The organism is Hyphomonadaceae bacterium BL14 (genome assembly GCA_027627705.1).
In the GTDB taxonomy this organism is placed as follows: domain Bacteria; phylum Pseudomonadota; class Alphaproteobacteria; order Caulobacterales; family Maricaulaceae; genus Oceanicaulis.
This window is the reverse complement of sequence record CP091242.1, coordinates 1,885,828-1,903,472: the sequence shown is the minus strand read 5'-3', so window position 1 is coordinate 1,903,472 and position 17,645 is coordinate 1,885,828. Positions and strand designations below refer to the sequence as shown.

Sequence of the window (17,645 nt, the reverse complement as noted above, 5' to 3'; positions counted from 1 at the left end):
GCTCATCCATGCCCGCCGCCGCCCGCCCATCCCGCATCACGCCCCAGGATATCCGGATGATCGCCTTCACCCTGGTGGAGCGCCACGGCGCCCAGGCGCTGGGCTACGCCGATCAGGCGGTGTGGGAAATGGACAATCAGGGCGAGGCGGAATGCGCTGATGCATGGCGTGCCTTGCGCTCGGAAATCGAGGATGCGCTGTCGGGCCGGATCCTGCGCAGCCAGCCGGTGCGCCTGCACTGAGTTTGGAGGGATGAAGAGGTGATCCATGATCGTATTCCGGTCATGGTCCGGTGTGATATTGCAATTGCACAAGACCCGTCTCCCGCCCGGAGCCTGCAGCCCAGATGAGCCGAGATCAGAACACCGTTGAGAAGTGGATGGAGCAGTCCGGGATCGCGGAACTGTTCAGCACCCAGCGCACCACCCAGGCCATGCGCGACGCGCTGGCGGGCGCACGCGATCTGCTCGACGTGCCGCCGCCCCCGGTGGAGCATTGTGACGACATCACCCTGCCCGGCGCACAGGGAGATCTGGGTGCGCGAATCTACCGGCCATACCGGGCTGTTGAGGGCGCGGGCCTTGTGTTCTTTCACGGCGGCGGCTTCATGGTCGGCGGGCTGGACAGCCATAATGCCCTGTGTCAGCGGCTGGCGGCGGTGTCCGGGGTGCCGGTCTGCTCGGTCGCTTACCGGCTGGCACCCGAGCACCCCTTCCCGGCAGCCGTGGACGATGCGCGCGCGGTGCTGGACGCCGCCCTCGAAGGGGCGTTGTCAGACTACGGATTTGATGCCGGCAGGCTGTCGGTCGGCGGCGACTCCGCCGGCGGCAATCTGGCAGCAGGGCTGGCGCAATACGCGCGCGGCCGCCTGGCGTTTCAGCTGCTGATCTATCCGCTTCTGCAACTGGCCGAGGTGAAGAAAGCCCGGCCGCGCTGGCAGGAAGGACCGATCCTGTCGGTGCGCCTGCTGGAAGATATTGTGAAAGTCTATCTCGCCGGCGCTGATGCTGCGGACCTGCGCGCGTCGCCTTTGTTCGAGAACGATCTGTCGGGCGTGGCACCGACCTATATTCTGGCCGCCGAGTTTGATCCGCTAATGGATGAGGACCGCGCCTATTCCGAGCGGCTGGCGGCCAGTGGCGTACCTGTGACGTTCAAGCTCTGGAACGCCTCGCCGCACGGATTTCTGAACATGTCGCGCCTGGCACCGGCCTGTATTCCGGCGATCGAGCATGCCGCCAAGGCGCTGGCGAAGGCGTATGCGTGAGCGTGCATCCGGCCTGCCCTGCTTGCATCTCGGGCGAGTGGACGTTAGCTGAACGGTCATGACCCTGCCTGCGGCCTATCGGCCTGACCCTTGCTTCGCCGCTCTTGGGCCGGATTTTTCCGACGTGGTTGCGCCTGCCGATTTTCCCAAGGCGGCACCGCGCTACTGGAACCAACGCTGGGCCCGCGAGATGGGGCTGGACGGGCTGGACGCCAAGACGCGCCAGCGTCATTTCCATCGCTTTGAACCGCTGCCGGACAACCAGTCTGCACCGCTGGCGCTCCGCTATCACGGCCATCAATTTCGCACCTATAACCCCCAGATCGGCGACGGGCGGGGCTTCCTGTTTGCGCAGGCGCGCGACAGTCAGGACCGGCTTCTCGATTTCGCCACCAAGGGATCGGGCCAGACGCCTCATTCACGTAGCGGTGACGGACGGCTGACCCTGAAAGGCGCGGTGCGCGAGGTGCTCGCAGCTGACATGCTGGAGGCGCTGGGCGTGTATACCAGCAAGGCGTTCTGCGTGTTCGAGACCGGAGAGGCCCTGCATCGCGGGGATGAACCCTCGCCGACGCGCTCGGCCGTGCTGACGCGCCTGTCCCATTCCCATGTGCGGTTCGGCGCCTTCCAGCGCCATGCCTATTTCGACCGCCCCGATCTGGTGGGCGAGCTGGCGGCCTATGCGGTGGAGAGCCTTGTGCCCGAGGCGGCCGCACATCCGGACGGCCTGGGCGTTGGCCTGCTGGACGCGGCCTGCCGCCGGTCGGCGCAGCTGGCGGCGCAGTGGATGGCGGCGGGCTTTGTTCATGGTGTTCTGAACACGGACAATCTCGTGGTGACGGGCGAGAGCTTTGACTATGGCCCCTGGCGTTTCCTGCCGTATTTTGAACCGGGCTTCACCGCCGCCTATTTCGATCATTCAGGGCTCTATGCCTATGGCCGGCAACCGGAATCTGTATTTTGGGCCCTGCAGCAGCTGGGCGGCGCGCTCAGCCTGATCGCGGAGCGCGAGGCGCTGATCGAGGCGCTGTCGGGTTTCCCGGATCACTACAAGCGCGCCGTACGCATGGCCTTCCTGCACCGGCTGGGCCTGGAGCCGCTCGACGAAGAGGCCGACGGCGCGTTTGTCACAGCCTTCCTCGATGCCATGAAGATCACCCGTCTGCCCTTCGAGGCGGTCTTCTTCGACTGGTTCTGCGGTGATCCGGCGCGTGCCATGGCGAGCCCGCGGGCCGAGGTTTACAACACCGACGCGTTTGCAGCTGTCCGCGACGGCTTGGCCGCCCGGCAACCAGTACGGCCCGAGCGCCTGGCGCATCCCTATTTCGCGCGGACCGAGCCGGTGCATCTGGTGATCGAGGCGGTGGAGGACGTGTGGGCGCCGATAGCCGGAAAGGATGACTGGAGCGCGTTCGAGGCCATGCTGGACGCGATCGCGCAGGCTCGTGCAGGCTATGATCTGGGACGAGAAGCGTCTGGATTGTTGAAGCCCGGATTCCTGCAGGACTGATGTGATGGACCCACTGCAATTGCTGGCCGCACCGGGTTTCGCCAGGCCAGGGATCATCCACGCCTTCACCACCCGGACCGGCGGGGTCAGCGAAGGACCCTATGCAAGCTTGAACCTGTCGTGGTCGCGGGGCGACGACAAGGCACGCGTGGAAGAGAACCGCGCCCGCGTGGCGCGCGCGCTGGGCGGCGTGGAGATGGTCTTCCTCAATCAGGTGCACGGTGCGGTGGTCCATCGCGTGGACCGCAAGCCGGAGGGCACCTGGTCGGCGGGCGAGGGCGACGCCCTGATCACCGACCGGCCCGGTCTGGCCCTGTGCGCCCAGACGGCCGACTGCACGCCGGTTCTGCTGCATGACCCCGAACACCGGGCGATTGCCGCGATCCATGCCGGCTGGCGTGGCGTCATTGCGCGCGTCATCCCCGCGGCACTGTCGGCGATGCGCGCGGCGTACGGTACTCAAGCCGGCGCGGTGCGCGCTGCCATTGGGCCGGCCGTGTCGCGGCCCCATTACCGGGTAGGTCCTGAAGTGCTTGCGCAGTTTGAGGCCGAGTTCGGCGCGCTGGACGCGGCGCTGGCGGGTCCACGCGATGCAGAGGGCGGCGCGGGACTGGATGTGGCTGAAGCCTGCGCGCGGCAGCTGACCGCTGCGGGCGTGCGCACGGACGCGATTGCGCGCCTGCCCCTGTGCACCTTTGCGGATGAGGCGCGCTTTTTTTCCTGCCGCCGCGCCGCGCGTGACGGCCATGCGGGAGCCTTCGGCGGCCAGTGCGGGATCATCGCGCTTACCCCCAGCTGATCGCGCCTTGCACCCTTGTGCGAATCCGGTGCCGCCGCGATAAGCGGGACAGGAGGCAGCGTTCATGATGCAACTGGCTATGGAATCCTGGATCTATCTTGGCGGGGTCGCGGCAATCCTGGCGGTGCTGATCGTGCTGGCGGTGCGCAAGCCGCAAGTGCCTGCGGGCGTCGATCTGGCGCGCTTTGACGAGGTGCGCGCCGAACGGGATGACTGGCGCTCAGATGCCGAGGCGCGTGGCAGCGAGCTTGCCGAAGCCCGCGAGCGGATTGCCCGGATGGAGGCGGAGATGACGGCGGCGCGCGCCCATCACGCCGAAAAGCTCGCCGAGCTGGAAAGAGCGCGCCAGTCCTTGTCAGAAGCCTTCGAAGCAACGGCGGCCAAGGTGCTCAAAGCCAGCGGGGAGGAGCTGCACACGCGCAGCACGACAACCCTCACCGAAATGCTCAAGCCCTTGCGCGAACAGCTCGACGGGTTCCGTAAACAGGTCGTGGAGGATTCCGAAAAGCGCGTGAGCCAGAGTTCCGCCCTGCATCAGCTGGTGCAGACCCTGCACGCGGATGCGCGCACCATGTCCAGCGAGGCCAAGAATCTGGCCAACGCCCTGCGCTCACAGTCGAAAGTCCAGGGCGACTGGGGCGAGATGGTCTTGTCGAGCATTCTGGAAAAAGCCGGCCTGCGCGAGGGTTCGGAGTTCCAGACCCAGACCAGCGAGACCGGCCCGGACGGCGCGCGCCTGCGCCCGGACGTGGTGGTCGCCATGCCGAACAATCAACGCCTGGTGATCGATTCCAAGGTCAGCCTGACGGCGTTCGAGCGCTGTGTGAACGCCGAGACGGACGAGGATCGCGGCGCGGCGCTGAAAGCCCATCTGGCATCGGTGCGCGCCCATATCCGCTCGCTGGGGGACAAGGATTATGCCCAGCTCTACGAAGGCGTCAGTTTCACCCTCATGTTCATCCCGCTCGAGGGTGCCGCCTCGCTGGCCTTGCAGAATGATCCCGAACTGGCTGCCTTCGCCTGGGAGCGCGATGTCATGATCGCCACGCCTACCACGCTGATGATGGCCATGCGCACGGTCCACAATCTGTGGACCATCGACCGCCAAAATCAGAATGCCCGCGACATCGCCCAGCGCGCCGGCCTGCTCTACGACAAGTTCGAAGGCTTTCTTACCGATCTTGACAAGGTGGGCGACCAGATCAGCCGCGCGCGTGGCAGCTGGGAGGAGGCGCGCAAGAAGCTGGTGGACGGGCGCGGCAATCTGGTGTCGCAGGCCGAGACGCTCAGGAAGCTGGGTGCCAGCACCAAAAAACGCCTGGGCGACAGCTGGCTGGACGCCGCCGGTGAGGATGAGGCGGAGGAGGGCGGTGCGCCGCCTGCGCTGGAGGACGGACGCAGTGCCTAGGCCGCGGCGCGTTTCGCAGCGTAGTCCTGTAGTGCTTCGGTGACGGCGGTCATGGCCCCGGTCCAGTCGCGGTAGAATTGGCCCGCGAAGGTGCGGGTCCGAGGGTACCAGGGTATCTCGCGCTGCCCCAGCATGGCCCAGGCCACCAGGGTCGGGCGGATGAACCAGACATTCCCGCCTACGGCCGCCGCCAGATTGGTGCTGGCATTCATCGGCCCGAGCACCAGATCACACGCCTTGCCGATGGCCGCCACCCCGTCGAGATCATTCTTGAGGTCGAGGCCCTCAGGGGTGTGGATGCGCACGCCGAAGCGCTTCTCCGCCGCCGCAATCTCGTCTGCGGTTTCGCCGTACTGCAGATTCACGAAGGTGACCCCGGAGGTCTTCAGGACCGGCGCCCACAGATCGAAGGCGGCGAAGTGCTTGGACCGCGTGGCGTCCATCTTCAGCGATTTCCAGAGCAGACCGATTTTCAGGCCCGGACCCATGGCGGCAAGCTGCTGGCGGAACGCTTCCACCCGCGCCTCGTCGGCGGTGAGGAAGGCGGCGCGGTCCGGGAAGCTCTGAACATCCGGGCGGAAGGCGCGCATCAGGCTGCCAATGGGAGCCCAATGGTCATGATCGCCCTCGCGCACCAGATCCGGCGCGCTGCGATGCTGGCGGCCTTCGCGCTCGATGGTGTAGTGGCGTGCGATCCGGGCGCTGGGGAAAGAGCGCTGGAACAGCGGGATGAGGCGCTTTTCGCAGGCGATGCGCAGCGCGCCATCGGGGCCAAGCGCCTCGATCACGTCGGGCAGGATATTGGCAAACAGCACCTCGTCGCCCAGCCCCTGCTCGCCCAGCACGACCAGCGTCTTGCCCGCCAGCTCGCCCTTGTCCGTCCCGTTCCATGAATGTCCGGGGATCAGGAAATTGGTGGCGTGGCGGTAGTGCATGTTGCGCCGCCACTCATACCATTCCCAGCCCTTGGCAATCTGGCCGGCGGCCAGAAGGGTATGAGAATAGCCATGGCTTGAGACCACACGGTCCTGCTCGGTGGCGGGGTTGTCCAGTGCGGCCTCGAAATGGGGCACGGCGGCGTGGGCGTCGCCGTTAAGCTCCAGCGCATAGGCCATGTTGTGATGGGCGCGCGCGTATCCGGGTTTCAGGCGCAGCGCTTCGGTGAAGAAGGTCAGCGACTGGTCAGGCTGGCCGCCATCCATCAGCGTGGTGCCCAGCGCATTCCAAAGTTCGGTGGTTTCCGGCGCGGCATAGATTGCGGCCCGCAAAAGCTCGACTGAATCCTCGTAGCGGCCCTTGTCGCGCAGCACCCCGGCCAGATTGATCACGCCGCTGGTGCAATTGGGCTTGAGTTGCAGCTGCAGGCGCAGAAACTTCTCTGCCCCGTCGAGCATGTTGAGCTTCCACGCCGCCATGGCGAGGTTGGAGTAAATGTCCGGATTGTTCGGCTCCAGCCGCCAGGCGCGCTCATAGAATTCCAGCGCCTTGGAGAGGCGCCCCAGCCGCTCCAGCGCCAGCGCCATGGCCTGATTGGCGATGGGCAGGTCGGGGTTGAGCGTCAGCGCGTCCAGACACAGTCGTGCGGCCTTCGCGGCACCGGCGGGGCCGGTATCCATCTCCCGGATCGCCCGGCGCAGCAGCGCCAGCGTCTTGGGATTGATCTTGCGCAAGGCGATGGCGGCGAGATCCAGGGCGGGGGCGGACGCGGGGCCCGCCGCCTCGGCCTCCACCTCGCGCAGGCCTTCTTCGCGGCCGGCAGCCAGTTCGGCGTCAAGATCGAGAACGGGATGCATGTCTGGCTCCTTGCGGGCGTTACCGTACCGAGACAGGCGCGCTTCGCTTAAGGTTCCGCTAACGAGGCGCAACATGCCGGCACAGCTTTCGCACGCAAGGGCAACGCTTTTTTCACCTTGGCCCGACACTGTGTGCGTGACGCGCACATCTGGGCTGTGCGCCATCAGTCACGGGGAGCCTGTCCATGCCGCTCAAGCTGTCGCTGAAACCCGGTGAGCGATTCGTCCTCAACGGCGCGGTTGTGGAGAATGGCGACCGGCGCGCCACGCTGATGCTTCAGAACAAGGCGAGCGTCCTGCGTGAAAAAGACATCATGCAGGAGCAGGACGCCGACACCCCGGCCAAGCGCATCTATTTCCCGGTGATGATGATGTACCTGTCCTCGTCCAGCGCGGACGGGCTGTATGACGCGTTCGTTGTGCGCATGACCGAGTTCATGGGTGCGGTGACCAATCCGGACATCCTGCAGCAATGTGTCGAGGTCAGCCGTGATGTGATGAGCGGCGAGTATTACAAGGCGCTGCTGCGCTGCCGCAAACTGATCACCTATGAGGCCGAGCGCCTCGGTTCGAGCGGGCGCTAGAGCTGTTCCATGTCATACCAGGCCTACCAGACCGCCAGCGCCCGCACAGAAGACGCGCGCACCACCGAATACCGGCTTATGGGGTTTGTCACGCGCGAGCTGATGTCGGTGCGGGACGCCGGTCCGTCGGACATCCGCAAGAAGGCCAAGGCGCTCGACCGCAACCGCCGGGTCTGGTCGGCCTTCGCCGCTGACTGCGCCAGCCCGGGCAATTCCCTGCCGGAATCCCTGCGCGCCGGCATCATCTCGCTGTCGATCTTCGTCTCGAAAGAAACCAGCGCGGCCATGCGCGGCGACACCGATCTCGACACTCTGATCGACATCAACCGCACGATCATGCAGGGCCTGGCCCCGGCTGGCGAAGCGGTTGCGAGCTGAGATCTTTCAGGCCGCAGGGCGCGCGCCGAACAGCGCTGAACCGATGCGCACTGACGTGGCACCCAGCCGGATCGCCAGCGGATAGTCCGCGCTCATGCCCATGGACAGTCTTTCCACACCGCATTCAGCGGCCAGCTTGCTCAGCAAGGCGAAATGCAGGCTTGCCGGTTCAGCCTCGGGCGGGATGCACATCAGGCCTTCAATCTCCAGACCATGCTCCGAGCGGCAGCGCGCCACGAAGCTTGCGGCCTGCGCCGGATCGACGCCGGATTTCTGCGCTTCGCGGCCCGTATTGACCTGCACATACAGGCGCGGGCGGCGTCCGGTTCTGGTGAAGGCTTTCGCCAGCGCCGCGGCCAGGCGCTCCCGGTCCAGTGTCTCAATCACGTCAAACAGGGCGCAGGCGGCGTCTGCCTTGTTGGTCTGCAGCGGCCCGATCAGGCGCAGCTCCAGGTCCGTCAGGCGATCACGGCGATGGGCCCAGCGCGTTTCAGCTTCCTGCACCCGGTTTTCGCCGAACACACGCTGGCCAGTGGCGAGCATGGCGTCGATGCGGTCATCGGGCTGTTGTTTGGACACGGCCACCAGCGTCACGGCTCCCGGCGGGCGCCCGCCCGTCTTGGCGGCGGCGGCGATCCGCTCAAGGATGTCAGTGCGCGTTTGCGCGATGGAAGCGGTCAGATCGGACATGGCCCATGGCGTATGATGCAGCGGACCGGCTGGCAAGGCTTGCGATGAGGCTGGACGGCCCGCGCGGGCACTTGCCGGCGCTGTTTGCCCTCACCGACCCGGACCGGACGCCCGATCCGTTGGCGCTGGCGCGCGCCCTGCCACCTGGAACCGGGCTGATTTTGCGCACCTTCGGACGACCAGCTCTGGAGGCGTTGGCCGGTGATCTCGCCGGCATCGCCCGGGCGCGCGATCTGGTGTTTCTGGTCGCGGCGGACCCCGCGCTGGCGGCGCGCTGCGGCGCGGATGGCGTGCACTGGCCCGGGCGCATGCTGGCGCAGGCAGCGCGGGCGCGCTTTCCCGTGATGACCGCCAGCGCCCATAGCCCCGGCACGATTCGCCGCGCGGCAGGGCTGGTGGATGCGGTGCTGGTCTCCACGGCGTTCGCTTCGGCCAGTCCCAGCGCCGGACCGCCCTTGGGCGTGTTCCGCATTGCCGCCGCAGCGCGCCGGGCCCGCGTGCCGGTCTATGCGCTGGGCGGGGTCACCGGTTCGACCCTGCCGCGGCTGAACGGGCTGGGCGTATCCGGTGCCGCCGCAGTGGCAGGCCTGGCAGACTAGCGCGGCACCAGCGTCAGGATACGCGCCCCGTCGGGCAGCGCGTCCGGCGTCCAGTCATCGCGAATCTCGAAGCTGTCGCCCGCCGCCCAGCGCGCTGACAGATCGCGATAGTGCGGCGAGAGTGGATGCCCTGACTGTCCCGGCGCATGCATGAAGCGCGAGCGGTTGAGATCAGACAGGTCATAGACCGCGCGCAGGCTTGCGGCATGAACCGAGTCGTACGCGCCCGACGCATAGCTGAAATGGTTCACATTGATGGTGGAGCCGTCGCCGGGCACGGGCTGGCGCACCTCGAACATGGCACCGACAAAAGGAATATCGGCCAGCGGGTGGGCGAAGCGGGCCTGATGGGCCTCGCCCCAGCGCCAGGCGTCGATATTGCGGCCATAGGCGTTGGCGGTCTCTGCCATGGCGGCGTCCAGCGCCAGACCTGCAGTCACAGCGCAGGCCTCGTCCTGGCTGGTGCGTGTGTCATTGCACCAGTGCTGTGCCTCGCCGGTCAGGACGTTGTCGAGAAACACCCGGCGCGGCTGGTTGAACCAGGGCGCGGCGGGGCCCAACTCGTCCATCCACACAGCGGCCGACAGAACCCGCATCCAGGCCGAGAAGATCAGGCCTTCAGGCCCGTCCGCCGTCAGCGATCCGTCCCAGCGCTCCAGCCGGGCCAGGGCCTGCACGCCCAGCTGGCTTTCCGGTGTTGCGCTGAGCAGAGCGGGCAGGAGCCGGCGTGCCTGATGGGAGGTGACGTCCATCTGGATGTCCTTGAAGCTCGCCACATCATGCAGCTCGGCCTCGTCCAGGCGGGTGTCGATCCGGGCAGCGCGGTAGGGGTCGTAGAGGCCTGGCAGGGGGTGAGGATAGGCGTCGGACACGACCCGGTTATTGCCTGACACGATGCGCCCGCCGCGCGGGTTGACGATGCGGGGCAGATCCTCGAACGCGATGAAGCCGGTCCAGTCGCCGGCCTCGTCACGCAAGGGCATCAGGCCCGCCGTCGTATAGCCGATTGTTCCGTCGATGCCGGCATAGAGCATGTTCTGCATGGGGGCGGTCCAGCCGCGTCCGGCCTCGACGAAATCCTCCCAGCCCTGGGAGCGCATGATGGCGAACACGCCGTCGGCCACGCGGTTGTCCGGATGGGTGACAGTAGACCGGCGCACGATGGCGGCGTCAGCGGGAAAGCCCGCCAGGTCAAACCAGTCAGGATCCAGGATCGGCCCTTCGCCGGTGTTCTCCACCACGATTTCCACCGGGTCACGCCGTCCGCGGACGGTGATCGCTTCGGTGCGGGTGGTGATGTCCAGCACCTCCCGTTCGCGCGCCACCAGATCGATGACGTCAAACCCGGTATTGGTGAAGCCCCACGCGCCATGGGCGTTGCGGCCCAGCACGACAAACGGCGCGCCGGGCAGGCTGGCACCAATGACGGGACCGACGGAGAGATCAAGGCGGACCAGATACCAGATCGACGGCGCGGACAGGCCCAGATGCGGGTCATTGGCCAGCAGGGGGCGGCCTGTCCGTGTCTGCGCGCCCGACACCACCCAGGCGTTGGAGCCGGGCATGGCGTCCGGCTGGGTCTCCGCGCCGGGGGCCGGGAGGGGGCGGACCTGAACAGATCCGAAGGCGGCGCGGATATCCTCGTTCTGCAGCGTCGTCGGCGCCCAGTCGGGGTAGGGTGCCATGAACTCGCCCAGGCGCTGGGCGTCGAGCACGCTTTCCAGCCGCACGCGCGCCAGGTCCTGCTCCGCGCCACTGGCCAGGTCGTGGGCGAGATAGGCGACCATCGCGGCGGAATCCTCTACCGCCCACGGCTCGGGCCGGGCGCGCAGGAGGATGTATTCCGGTGCCGGTGCGCCCTGCGCCAGGCGCGCATTCACGCCGGCGGTATAGGCCTCCACGGCCGCGCGGGTTTCGGGCGAGACGCGCCGGGCGATGTCCTGCGTGAGGCGCTCATAGCCCAGCGTGCGCGTACGCACGTCGGCGGTGAGGAGGTCCGGGCCGAACAGCTCGGACAGGCGTCCGCGCACGAAGCGGCGGGCCAGGTCCATCTGAAAGAAGCGCTCGGAGGCATGGGTGAAGCCCAGGGCGAAGTACACATCGCGGTCATCATCGGCGAAGATATGCGCGACGCCATGGCTGTCACGCACCACGCGCGCCGGGCCGGACAGACCGTCCAGCATGAGCTGCCCGGTCTCCACCGGTTTGGAGGCATGAAAGCGCTCGACCACAAAGGCACTGAGGCCCGCCAGACCGAATATGGCGAGCCCTGCGAACGCGATCGCCCCGCGTATCAACCAGCGTGTCATGTGAAAATTCTCCCCCGGCGGCCGTGACCGGACGCAGCGATGGCACAGTATCAGGCGCAGGGCGCGCTTGAAGGGGGATTCTCAGACCGGCAGGCCGCAGGCGCGCAGGGTGGCGCGGGCGGCGGGTTCGCCCGTGAACCTCTCGGCCTGGAAGCCGGCGGCGCGCGCAGCGGTCACATTCTCCGGGCGGTCGTCGAGGAAGATCACCTCGGCCGGGTCCAGCCCGATACGGCCGCGCGTAATGGCGTAGATCGCCGGATCGGGCTTCACCACGCCTTCATCGGCGGACACGATCACATCGCGAAAGCGCGCGATGGGCGCGAAGGTCTCGTAAAGGTGCGCGATTTTCTCGGCCGGATAATTCGTCAGCGCGTATTGCGGAATGCCGGCGCGTTCCAGTTCGGCCACAAGCACGTCCATGCCGGTGATCCAGCCGTCGAACATGTCCGGCCAGCGCGTCTCCCACGCTTCGATCAGTTCAGCTTTATCGGGATGGGCGTCAATGAGCGCACGGCGATTGTCGGCCATCGGCACGCCACGGTCATGGGCCTGGTGCCAAGCCATCGTACAAACGCCGCCGAGAAATTCATCCACGGCGGCGTCTGATGTCAGAAGTTTGCTATAGAGCCGGCGCGGGCTCCAGTCGGCAAGGACATTGCCGATATCCCACAGGACCGCGCGCGCGCCGGGCACGGCGCGTGGCTTAGCCTGCGCGCGCTTTGAAGCGCGGATCGGTCTTGTTGATCACATAGACCTTGCCGCGGCGGCGCACGATCTGACAGTCGCGGTGGCGGCCCTTCAGGGAGCGGAGGGAGCTGCGGATTTTCATCGTCTCGTCTCGCTTTGCCAGCGCCAGGCGCCGGTGAAAAAATGTGAGCGCGGTTGCTACGGCAAGCCCCGCATCGAGTCAACGCGCGGAGGCGCTATTCCTCGCCAGGGACCTGGACTTTGGCTTTTTTGGCGGTGCCCTTGGCCGGACGCGCTTCAATGCCGCGGCCCGTGGTGCGCTCGACGATGCGGGCCGATTTGCCGCGGCGGTCGCGCAGATAGTACAGCTTGGCGCGGCGCACTTTACCCTTGCGCTTGACCTCGATGGACTCGATCAGCGGAGAGTGGACCGGCCACACGCGCTCGACGCCTTCGCCGAAGGAAATCTTGCGCACAGTGAAGTTCTCGTTCAGGCCGCCGCCGGCGCGCCCGATGCATACGCCTTCAAAACGCTGCACGCGCTGGCGCTCGCCTTCGCGGATCCAGACATTGACCGACAGCGTGTCGCCGGCGGAGAAGTCGGGAATGACTTTCTCGCCAAGGACGCGGACGGCTTCTTCCTGCTCAAGCTGCTGGATCAGGTTCATGGTCATTCTCCCTTGCGCCGCTGATATCTCTGCCAGAGATCGGGTCGGCGCACGCGCGTTATCTCTTCGGCCATTTCCTTGCGCCACCGGGCGATCCGGCCATGATCGCCTGACAGCAATACATCCGGGATATCCCGCTCTTCCCAGACCCGCGGACGGGTGTAATGGGGGTATTCGAGCAGGTCCCCTTCAAAACTCTCGTCTACCGTCGACTCAATCTTGCCAAGCACGCCAGGGATCAACCGCACGCAGGCCTCGATGAGGACCATGGCGGGCGCTTCGCCCCCGGCAAGCACGGCATCGCCGACACTTACCTCCGTCATGCCGCGCGCTTCGACGACCCTTTGGTCGAGGCCTTCGAAGCGGCCACAAAACACGACAATGCCCGGCCCGGCCGCCCAGTCCCGGACCATGGTCTGGGAGAGCGGTGCGCCGCGCGGTGTCATGTGTATCAACGGCCTGTCCCCAGGGGACACACTGTCGATAGCCGCTGCCGCCACGTCGGGGCGCAGCACCATGCCTGGGCCGCCGCCAGCTGGCGTGTCGTCAACGGAGGCGTGCTTATGACGGGAAAAAGACCGGATGTCCACCGTCTCTAGCGCCCAGAGTCCGTTGCGCCGGGCGGTGTCGAGCAGTGACACGCCCAGAGGGCCCGGAAAGGCCTCCGGATACAGGGTCAGGACTGTGGCGGTGAAGCTCATGGCGCGCGGTGTATGGGCCAGCCAGAGGCCTCGCGCAAGGGCGCGGTGGCCCCGTCAGTCCGGTCTCAGCCGGGCAGCGGGCACCGGATAGACCCGTCCCGTTCCGATCATCACGGCGTCGGGGGTGCGGGCAAACAGGGCCGTGAAGGCCTGGTCGCGCACGTTCAGCCCGCCCGCATAGGCCCCGAAGGCGGGCAGCACCAGCCGCGATCCGTCTGTGGCGAAGCAGCGCCGGCGCACCGAGCGGCCGGTTCCGTTAATGCGGGCGCAGGGGTGGAGATGGCCCGCCACCTCGCCCGGGGCCGGCCCCGGGCGGGGCTCATGGCGCAGGGTGAGCGGGCCGAGCTGCAGCCCGGCCCTGCGCTCGCCGCCAAAGCGCGCCGGCGGAACGGGGTCGTGATTGCCTTCGATCCAGACCCAGCGGCCCACCGAATTCACAAGTGTGGTCAGGGCTTTGGCGTCCTGTTCATGCATGCGCCCGTCGGCGCCAAGATCATGAAAGCTGTCGCCCAGCGCGATGACGCAGGCGGGGTTCAGCCGGGTGATTGCGTCTGCCAGGCGGGCCAGCGTGGCGCGTGTGTCATAGGGCGGCAGCATCTGGCCGCGTGCGGCGTAGGCGCTGCCCTTTTCAAGGTGCAGGTCGGCGCACAGGAGCGTGCCGGTTTCAAGCTCCAGCGCAGCGCCCGACAGGTCGGGCTGCAGGCGCGCGCCATTGACCTTGATCACCGGTGACAGCGTCTGTCCGGGGAGCGCGCTCATTCGCCGTCCTCGTCGTATCCGGCGAGTGAAAGCGGTCTGGCTTCAAGGCCTTGCAGCTGCGCCCATCGCATCAGCGCATCCTCGCGGCCGTGGGTGATCCACACCGCGTCGCGCGCGCACTCACGGATGGTGGCGGTCAGCTCGTCCCAGTCAGCATGGTCGGAAATGACCAGCGGCAGCTCGGCCCCGCGCTGGCGGGCGCGGGCGCGCACGCCCATCCAGCCTGACGCAAAGGCGATCACCGGATCGGGGAAGCGCCGCGCCCAGGGCGTCTGGAAGGCCGAGGGCGGGGCGAGGATGATCTGGCCAGCAAAATCAGTCTTCTGGCCGTCCTCGTCTTTTACGGTCGCGGGCCTGAGATCGCCGAGCTCGACGCCATGATCGCGATACAGATCGCACAAGGCCGCCAGAGCGCCATGGATGTAGAGCGGGGCGTCATAGCCCGCTTCCCGGATCAGGGCGATTACCCGCTGGGCCTTGCCCAGGGCGTAGGCGCCCACCAGATGCGCCCGGCCCGGATTGGCGCGCACGCTGGCCAGCAGGCGCGCGATCTCGCCAGCATCGTCCGGGTGGCGGAACACCGGCAAACCGAATGTCGCTTCAGACACATAGATGTGTGACGCTACCGGCTCGAAGCGGGCGCAGGTGGGGTCCCGGCGGCGCTTGTAATCGCCCGACACCGTGATCACGAGCCCCTTCCACTCCAGCCGGGCCTGGGCGCTGCCCAGCACGTGGCCCGCCGAGTGGAGGCTGACCGACACCTCGCCCATGCGCACGGTCTCGCCATAGCCAAGCGCTTGACGCGAAAGAGTGAATTCTTCGCCGTAGCGGGCCGCCATGATGGCCAGCGTTTCCGGCGTCGCGGCCACGGCACCATGACCGGCGCGGGCATGGTCGGCATGGCCGTGGGTGATCAGGGCGCGGTCTGAAGGGCGCACCGGATCAATGAAAAACCCGCCCGGTTCGCACCACAGGCCTTGGGGCGTTTCGCGCAGGAGATCGGCGGGCCGGATCATGTCATGGCGATATAGTTCGTGGCGGTCCCGGTCCAGCCGCTTGCGCGCGCCGGACGCGCCGGGCAGGGTGAGGATAGTGAGGGGATAGCGGGGAACAAAATCCATGAATCGGGTGACGAAACTGGCCTCTGTGGGGTTGTCGGCGGTGCTTGTGGTGACAATCGCCGGCGCGTTCGTGTTCGGGCTGCGTCTGACGCCGCTGGAGCTGCGATCCTTCGACCCGGATGCTGCGATCGCCGCGGCGGAATCCTACGACGCCGAGATCACCCGCGATGAGTGGGGCGTGCCCCGGGTGATCGGGGCGACGGGCGCCGACGCGGCCTTTGCGCTGGCCTTCGCCCATGCCGAGGATGACTTTCCTACCGTGCAGGACGCGCTGCGCCAGGCGCTGGGCGCGCAGATGCTGGCCGCAGACGAGAGCGAGGCGCGCACGGCCTGGCTGGTGCAGGCGCTGGGCGTGCCCGATCTGGTGCGGGCGCAGTATGACACCCAGCTGAGCGCCGAGATGCGCACGGCGCTGGAAGGTTATGCCGCGGGCCTCAACTACTACGCCGCCCTGCACCCGGACGAGCGCGCGCCCGATTTGTATCCGCTGGCGGGTCAGGACGTGGCCGGGCTGTCGGCCTTTTACAGCCCGATGTTCTATGGCCTGGGCCGTGTGTTGGCCGATCTGATTGCGCCAGAGCGTCCGCGCGAGGCGGGGCGGGGCCAGGAGCTGCAGGTGTTCTGGCTGGAGGAAACCTCCGACAGCGAGCTGGGCTCCAACGCCTTTGCCGTCGCGCCGGCCAAGTCCGATGACGGCGCGACGCGCCTGATCATCAATTCCCACCAGCCCATTGAAGGTCCGGTGGCCTGGTATGAGGCCCATATGATCAGCCGCGACGGGCGGCTCAACTTCGCCGGCGGCACGTTTCCGGGCTCGCCGGTCCTGCATGTGGGGTCGAGCCCCGATCTGGGCTTCGCGGCCACGGTGAACGCGCCCGACCTGATCGATCTGTACGAGATCACGCTCTCGGATGACGGTTCGCAATACCGGCTCGACGGCGAGTGGGTGGATCTGGACATCACCCCGGCGCGCATGCTGGTGCATCTCTGGGGGCCGTTCGCCTGGCAGGTCACCCTGCCGGTGGAGCGCACGGCCCATGGGCCCGTGATCCGCAATGACCAGGGCGCGTTCGCCCTGCGCCACGCCACCCATGACGATATCCGCTCGGTGGAGCAGGCCTGGCGCTCCATGCATGCGCGCGATCTGGATGAATATCAGGGTGTCATGGGCATGCTCGCCATGGGCAGCACCAATCGCATCGTGGCGGACGCCGGCGGCCGCATCGCGCGGTATTACGGCGCGCGCCTGCCGCTGCGGGTGGAAGAGCCGGGCCTGGACTGGTCCGGCATCCTGCCCGGCGACCGGTCTGACCTGATCTGGCATGACTTCGCGGCGCTGGACGCCCTGCCGAACATGATCGATCCGGCGGCGGGCTATGTGCTGGAGGCCAACCACTCGCCATTTCAGGTGACGCTCACGGACGAGGACCCGGACCCCGCCGCCTTTCCGGCGAGCTTCGGGATCGAGACTCGCATGACCAATCGTGGCCTGCAGGCGGTGGACCTGATGGCGGGGCTGGAAACGGTCTCGCGCGAGGCGCTGCTGGCGGTGAAGTTCGACGATGCCTACCACCCTGACAGCGAGATGATGACGCTGCGCGCCCGGCTGCTGGCCATGGACTGGAGCCATGATCCGGCGCTGGCCGAAGCGGCGGGCGTGATCGCGGCGTGGGACGGGCGCACGAATACTGCCAATCGTCAGGCGGCGCTGGCGGTGAAAACCTTCGCGCCCATCACCACCGCGCCGCTGCTGGGCATCGCTCCGCCGCCATTGACCGATACGTTCACCGAAGCCGTCGCCCGCCTCAATACGCATTTCGGCACGCTGGAGCCGGAATGGGGCGAAGTGAACCGGCTGATGCGCGGCGATGAAAGCATCCCGCTGGATGGCGGGCCGGATGTGCTGCGCGCGGTCTATCCCGCGCCGCAGGATGACGGCACCTACCGCATGGTGGCCGGCGACGGCCTCACCTTCCTGGCCGAGTGGTTGCCCGATGGCGAGTTTGCCCTGTGGTCCGTCCACCAGTTCGGTGCCTCCACGCGGCCCGGCAGCCCCCACTACACCGATCAGATGACCCTGTTCGCCGCCCAGGACTGGCGGCGCGTGCCGATGGGTGAAGCGGCAGTGCGCGCCGCAGCGGTGGAGGCGTACCGGCCGGGGGCGCGGTGAGGGGGGCATGACTCAATTTAATTGCTCGAGCGATGAGCCATTTCCTTTGCCTGCTTTCGATGCTTTATTGTATGATTTAATAATATAAATACAGATATGAAAATTATTCATTGCTTAACTAAATCCGGTTTGCCCTAAAAATATACCGGAATTTTTATTTGATTTCTCTATATGGCGTGGCTAAAGCATTGCCAAAATGTCA

At 66.8% G+C, this 17,645-nt stretch carries 18 protein-coding genes; 9 read left to right on the top strand and 9 right to left on the bottom strand.

Features of this window, described 5'->3' with window-relative positions; all coding sequences use genetic code 11:
* The first annotated feature begins 8 nt into the window (after positions 1–8).
* The 5 genes from L2D00_09195 to rmuC all read left to right on the top strand — a co-directional run bounded on the left by L2D00_09195 (position 9) and on the right by rmuC (position 4,984).
* Complete coding sequence (locus L2D00_09195) at positions 9–242, top strand: hypothetical protein (GenBank protein WBQ12020.1); 234 nt, start codon at positions 9–11, stop codon at positions 240–242.
* Positions 243–346: 104 nt separating this feature from the next.
* The gene (locus L2D00_09190; protein ID WBQ12019.1) at positions 347–1,267 is read left to right on the top strand and encodes an alpha/beta hydrolase; all 921 of its coding nucleotides are present in this window, start codon (positions 347–349) and stop codon (positions 1,265–1,267) included.
* A gap of 58 nt (positions 1,268–1,325) precedes the next feature.
* Complete coding sequence (locus L2D00_09185) at positions 1,326–2,777, top strand: YdiU family protein (GenBank protein ID WBQ12018.1); 1,452 nt, start codon at positions 1,326–1,328, stop codon at positions 2,775–2,777.
* Positions 2,778–2,781: 4 nt separating this feature from the next.
* Positions 2,782–3,576, top strand: a complete 795-nt coding sequence (pgeF, locus tag L2D00_09180) for a peptidoglycan editing factor PgeF (GenBank protein WBQ12017.1) — start codon at positions 2,782–2,784, stop codon at positions 3,574–3,576.
* A 64-nt stretch (positions 3,577–3,640) separates the two neighbouring features.
* The gene (rmuC, locus tag L2D00_09175) at positions 3,641–4,984 is read left to right on the top strand and encodes a DNA recombination protein RmuC (GenBank protein WBQ12016.1); all 1,344 of its coding nucleotides are present in this window, start codon (positions 3,641–3,643) and stop codon (positions 4,982–4,984) included.
* Here rmuC and L2D00_09170 read toward each other — a convergent pair.
* Entirely contained in the window at positions 4,981–6,777 is a 1,797-nt protein-coding gene (locus tag L2D00_09170) for a tetratricopeptide repeat protein (protein ID WBQ12015.1), read from the bottom strand. The genes rmuC and L2D00_09170 overlap by 4 nt on opposite strands.
* A gap of 185 nt (positions 6,778–6,962) precedes the next feature.
* Here L2D00_09170 and flbT point away from each other — a divergent pair, with 185 nt between their 5' ends.
* Both flbT and flaF read left to right on the top strand, forming a co-directional pair.
* Positions 6,963–7,361, top strand: coding sequence for a flagellar biosynthesis repressor FlbT (flbT, locus tag L2D00_09165; protein ID WBQ12014.1), 399 nt, complete (start codon positions 6,963–6,965; stop codon positions 7,359–7,361).
* Between the two features lie 9 nt (positions 7,362–7,370).
* A complete protein-coding gene (gene flaF, locus L2D00_09160) occupies positions 7,371–7,739 on the top strand; it encodes a flagellar biosynthesis regulator FlaF (GenBank protein ID WBQ12013.1) in 369 nt (122 codons plus the stop codon).
* Between the two features lie 6 nt (positions 7,740–7,745).
* Here the strand turns inward: flaF and L2D00_09155 are convergent, their stop codons facing one another.
* On the bottom strand, positions 7,746–8,429 hold the full coding sequence (locus tag L2D00_09155) for a YggS family pyridoxal phosphate-dependent enzyme (protein ID WBQ12012.1): 684 nt from the start codon (positions 8,427–8,429) through the stop codon (positions 7,746–7,748).
* 5 nt (positions 8,430–8,434) lie between these two features.
* On the opposite strand from L2D00_09155, the gene L2D00_09150 reads away from it, so the two are divergent.
* A complete protein-coding gene (locus L2D00_09150) occupies positions 8,435–9,028 on the top strand; it encodes a thiamine phosphate synthase (protein ID WBQ12011.1) in 594 nt (197 codons plus the stop codon).
* Here L2D00_09150 and L2D00_09145 read toward each other — a convergent pair.
* The 7 genes from L2D00_09145 to L2D00_09115 form a co-directional block, all read right to left on the bottom strand.
* Complete coding sequence (locus tag L2D00_09145) at positions 9,025–11,337, bottom strand: penicillin acylase family protein (protein ID WBQ12010.1); 2,313 nt, start codon at positions 11,335–11,337, stop codon at positions 9,025–9,027. The two genes, L2D00_09150 and L2D00_09145, sit on opposite strands and share 4 nt — an antisense overlap.
* Positions 11,338–11,418: 81 nt before the next feature.
* Entirely contained in the window at positions 11,419–12,030 is a 612-nt protein-coding gene (locus L2D00_09140; GenBank protein ID WBQ12009.1) for an HAD family phosphatase, read from the bottom strand.
* 10 nt (positions 12,031–12,040) lie between these two features.
* Positions 12,041–12,166: a type B 50S ribosomal protein L36 gene (ykgO, locus tag L2D00_09135; GenBank protein WBQ12008.1), complete on the bottom strand. Its 126-nt coding sequence runs from the start codon at positions 12,164–12,166 to the stop codon at positions 12,041–12,043.
* 94 nt (positions 12,167–12,260) lie between these two features.
* Positions 12,261–12,692, bottom strand: coding sequence for a 50S ribosomal protein L19 (rplS, locus tag L2D00_09130; protein WBQ12007.1), 432 nt, complete (start codon positions 12,690–12,692; stop codon positions 12,261–12,263).
* 2 nt (positions 12,693–12,694) lie between these two features.
* Complete coding sequence (trmD, locus tag L2D00_09125; protein ID WBQ12006.1) at positions 12,695–13,393, bottom strand: tRNA (guanosine(37)-N1)-methyltransferase TrmD; 699 nt, start codon at positions 13,391–13,393, stop codon at positions 12,695–12,697.
* Between the two features lie 54 nt (positions 13,394–13,447).
* On the bottom strand, positions 13,448–14,152 hold the full coding sequence (pdeM, locus tag L2D00_09120; protein WBQ12005.1) for a ligase-associated DNA damage response endonuclease PdeM: 705 nt from the start codon (positions 14,150–14,152) through the stop codon (positions 13,448–13,450).
* Positions 14,149–15,273 carry a ligase-associated DNA damage response exonuclease gene (locus tag L2D00_09115; protein ID WBQ12004.1) on the bottom strand — a complete coding sequence of 375 codons (1,125 nt, stop codon included), beginning with the start codon at positions 15,271–15,273 and terminating at the stop codon, positions 14,149–14,151. The genes pdeM and L2D00_09115 overlap by 4 nt, the downstream gene beginning before the upstream one ends.
* Between L2D00_09115 and L2D00_09110 the strand changes: the two genes are divergently transcribed.
* The gene (locus L2D00_09110) at positions 15,272–17,443 is read left to right on the top strand and encodes a penicillin acylase family protein (protein ID WBQ12003.1); all 2,172 of its coding nucleotides are present in this window, start codon (positions 15,272–15,274) and stop codon (positions 17,441–17,443) included. The two genes, L2D00_09115 and L2D00_09110, sit on opposite strands and share 2 nt — an antisense overlap.
* Positions 17,444–17,645: the final 202 nt, after the last annotated feature.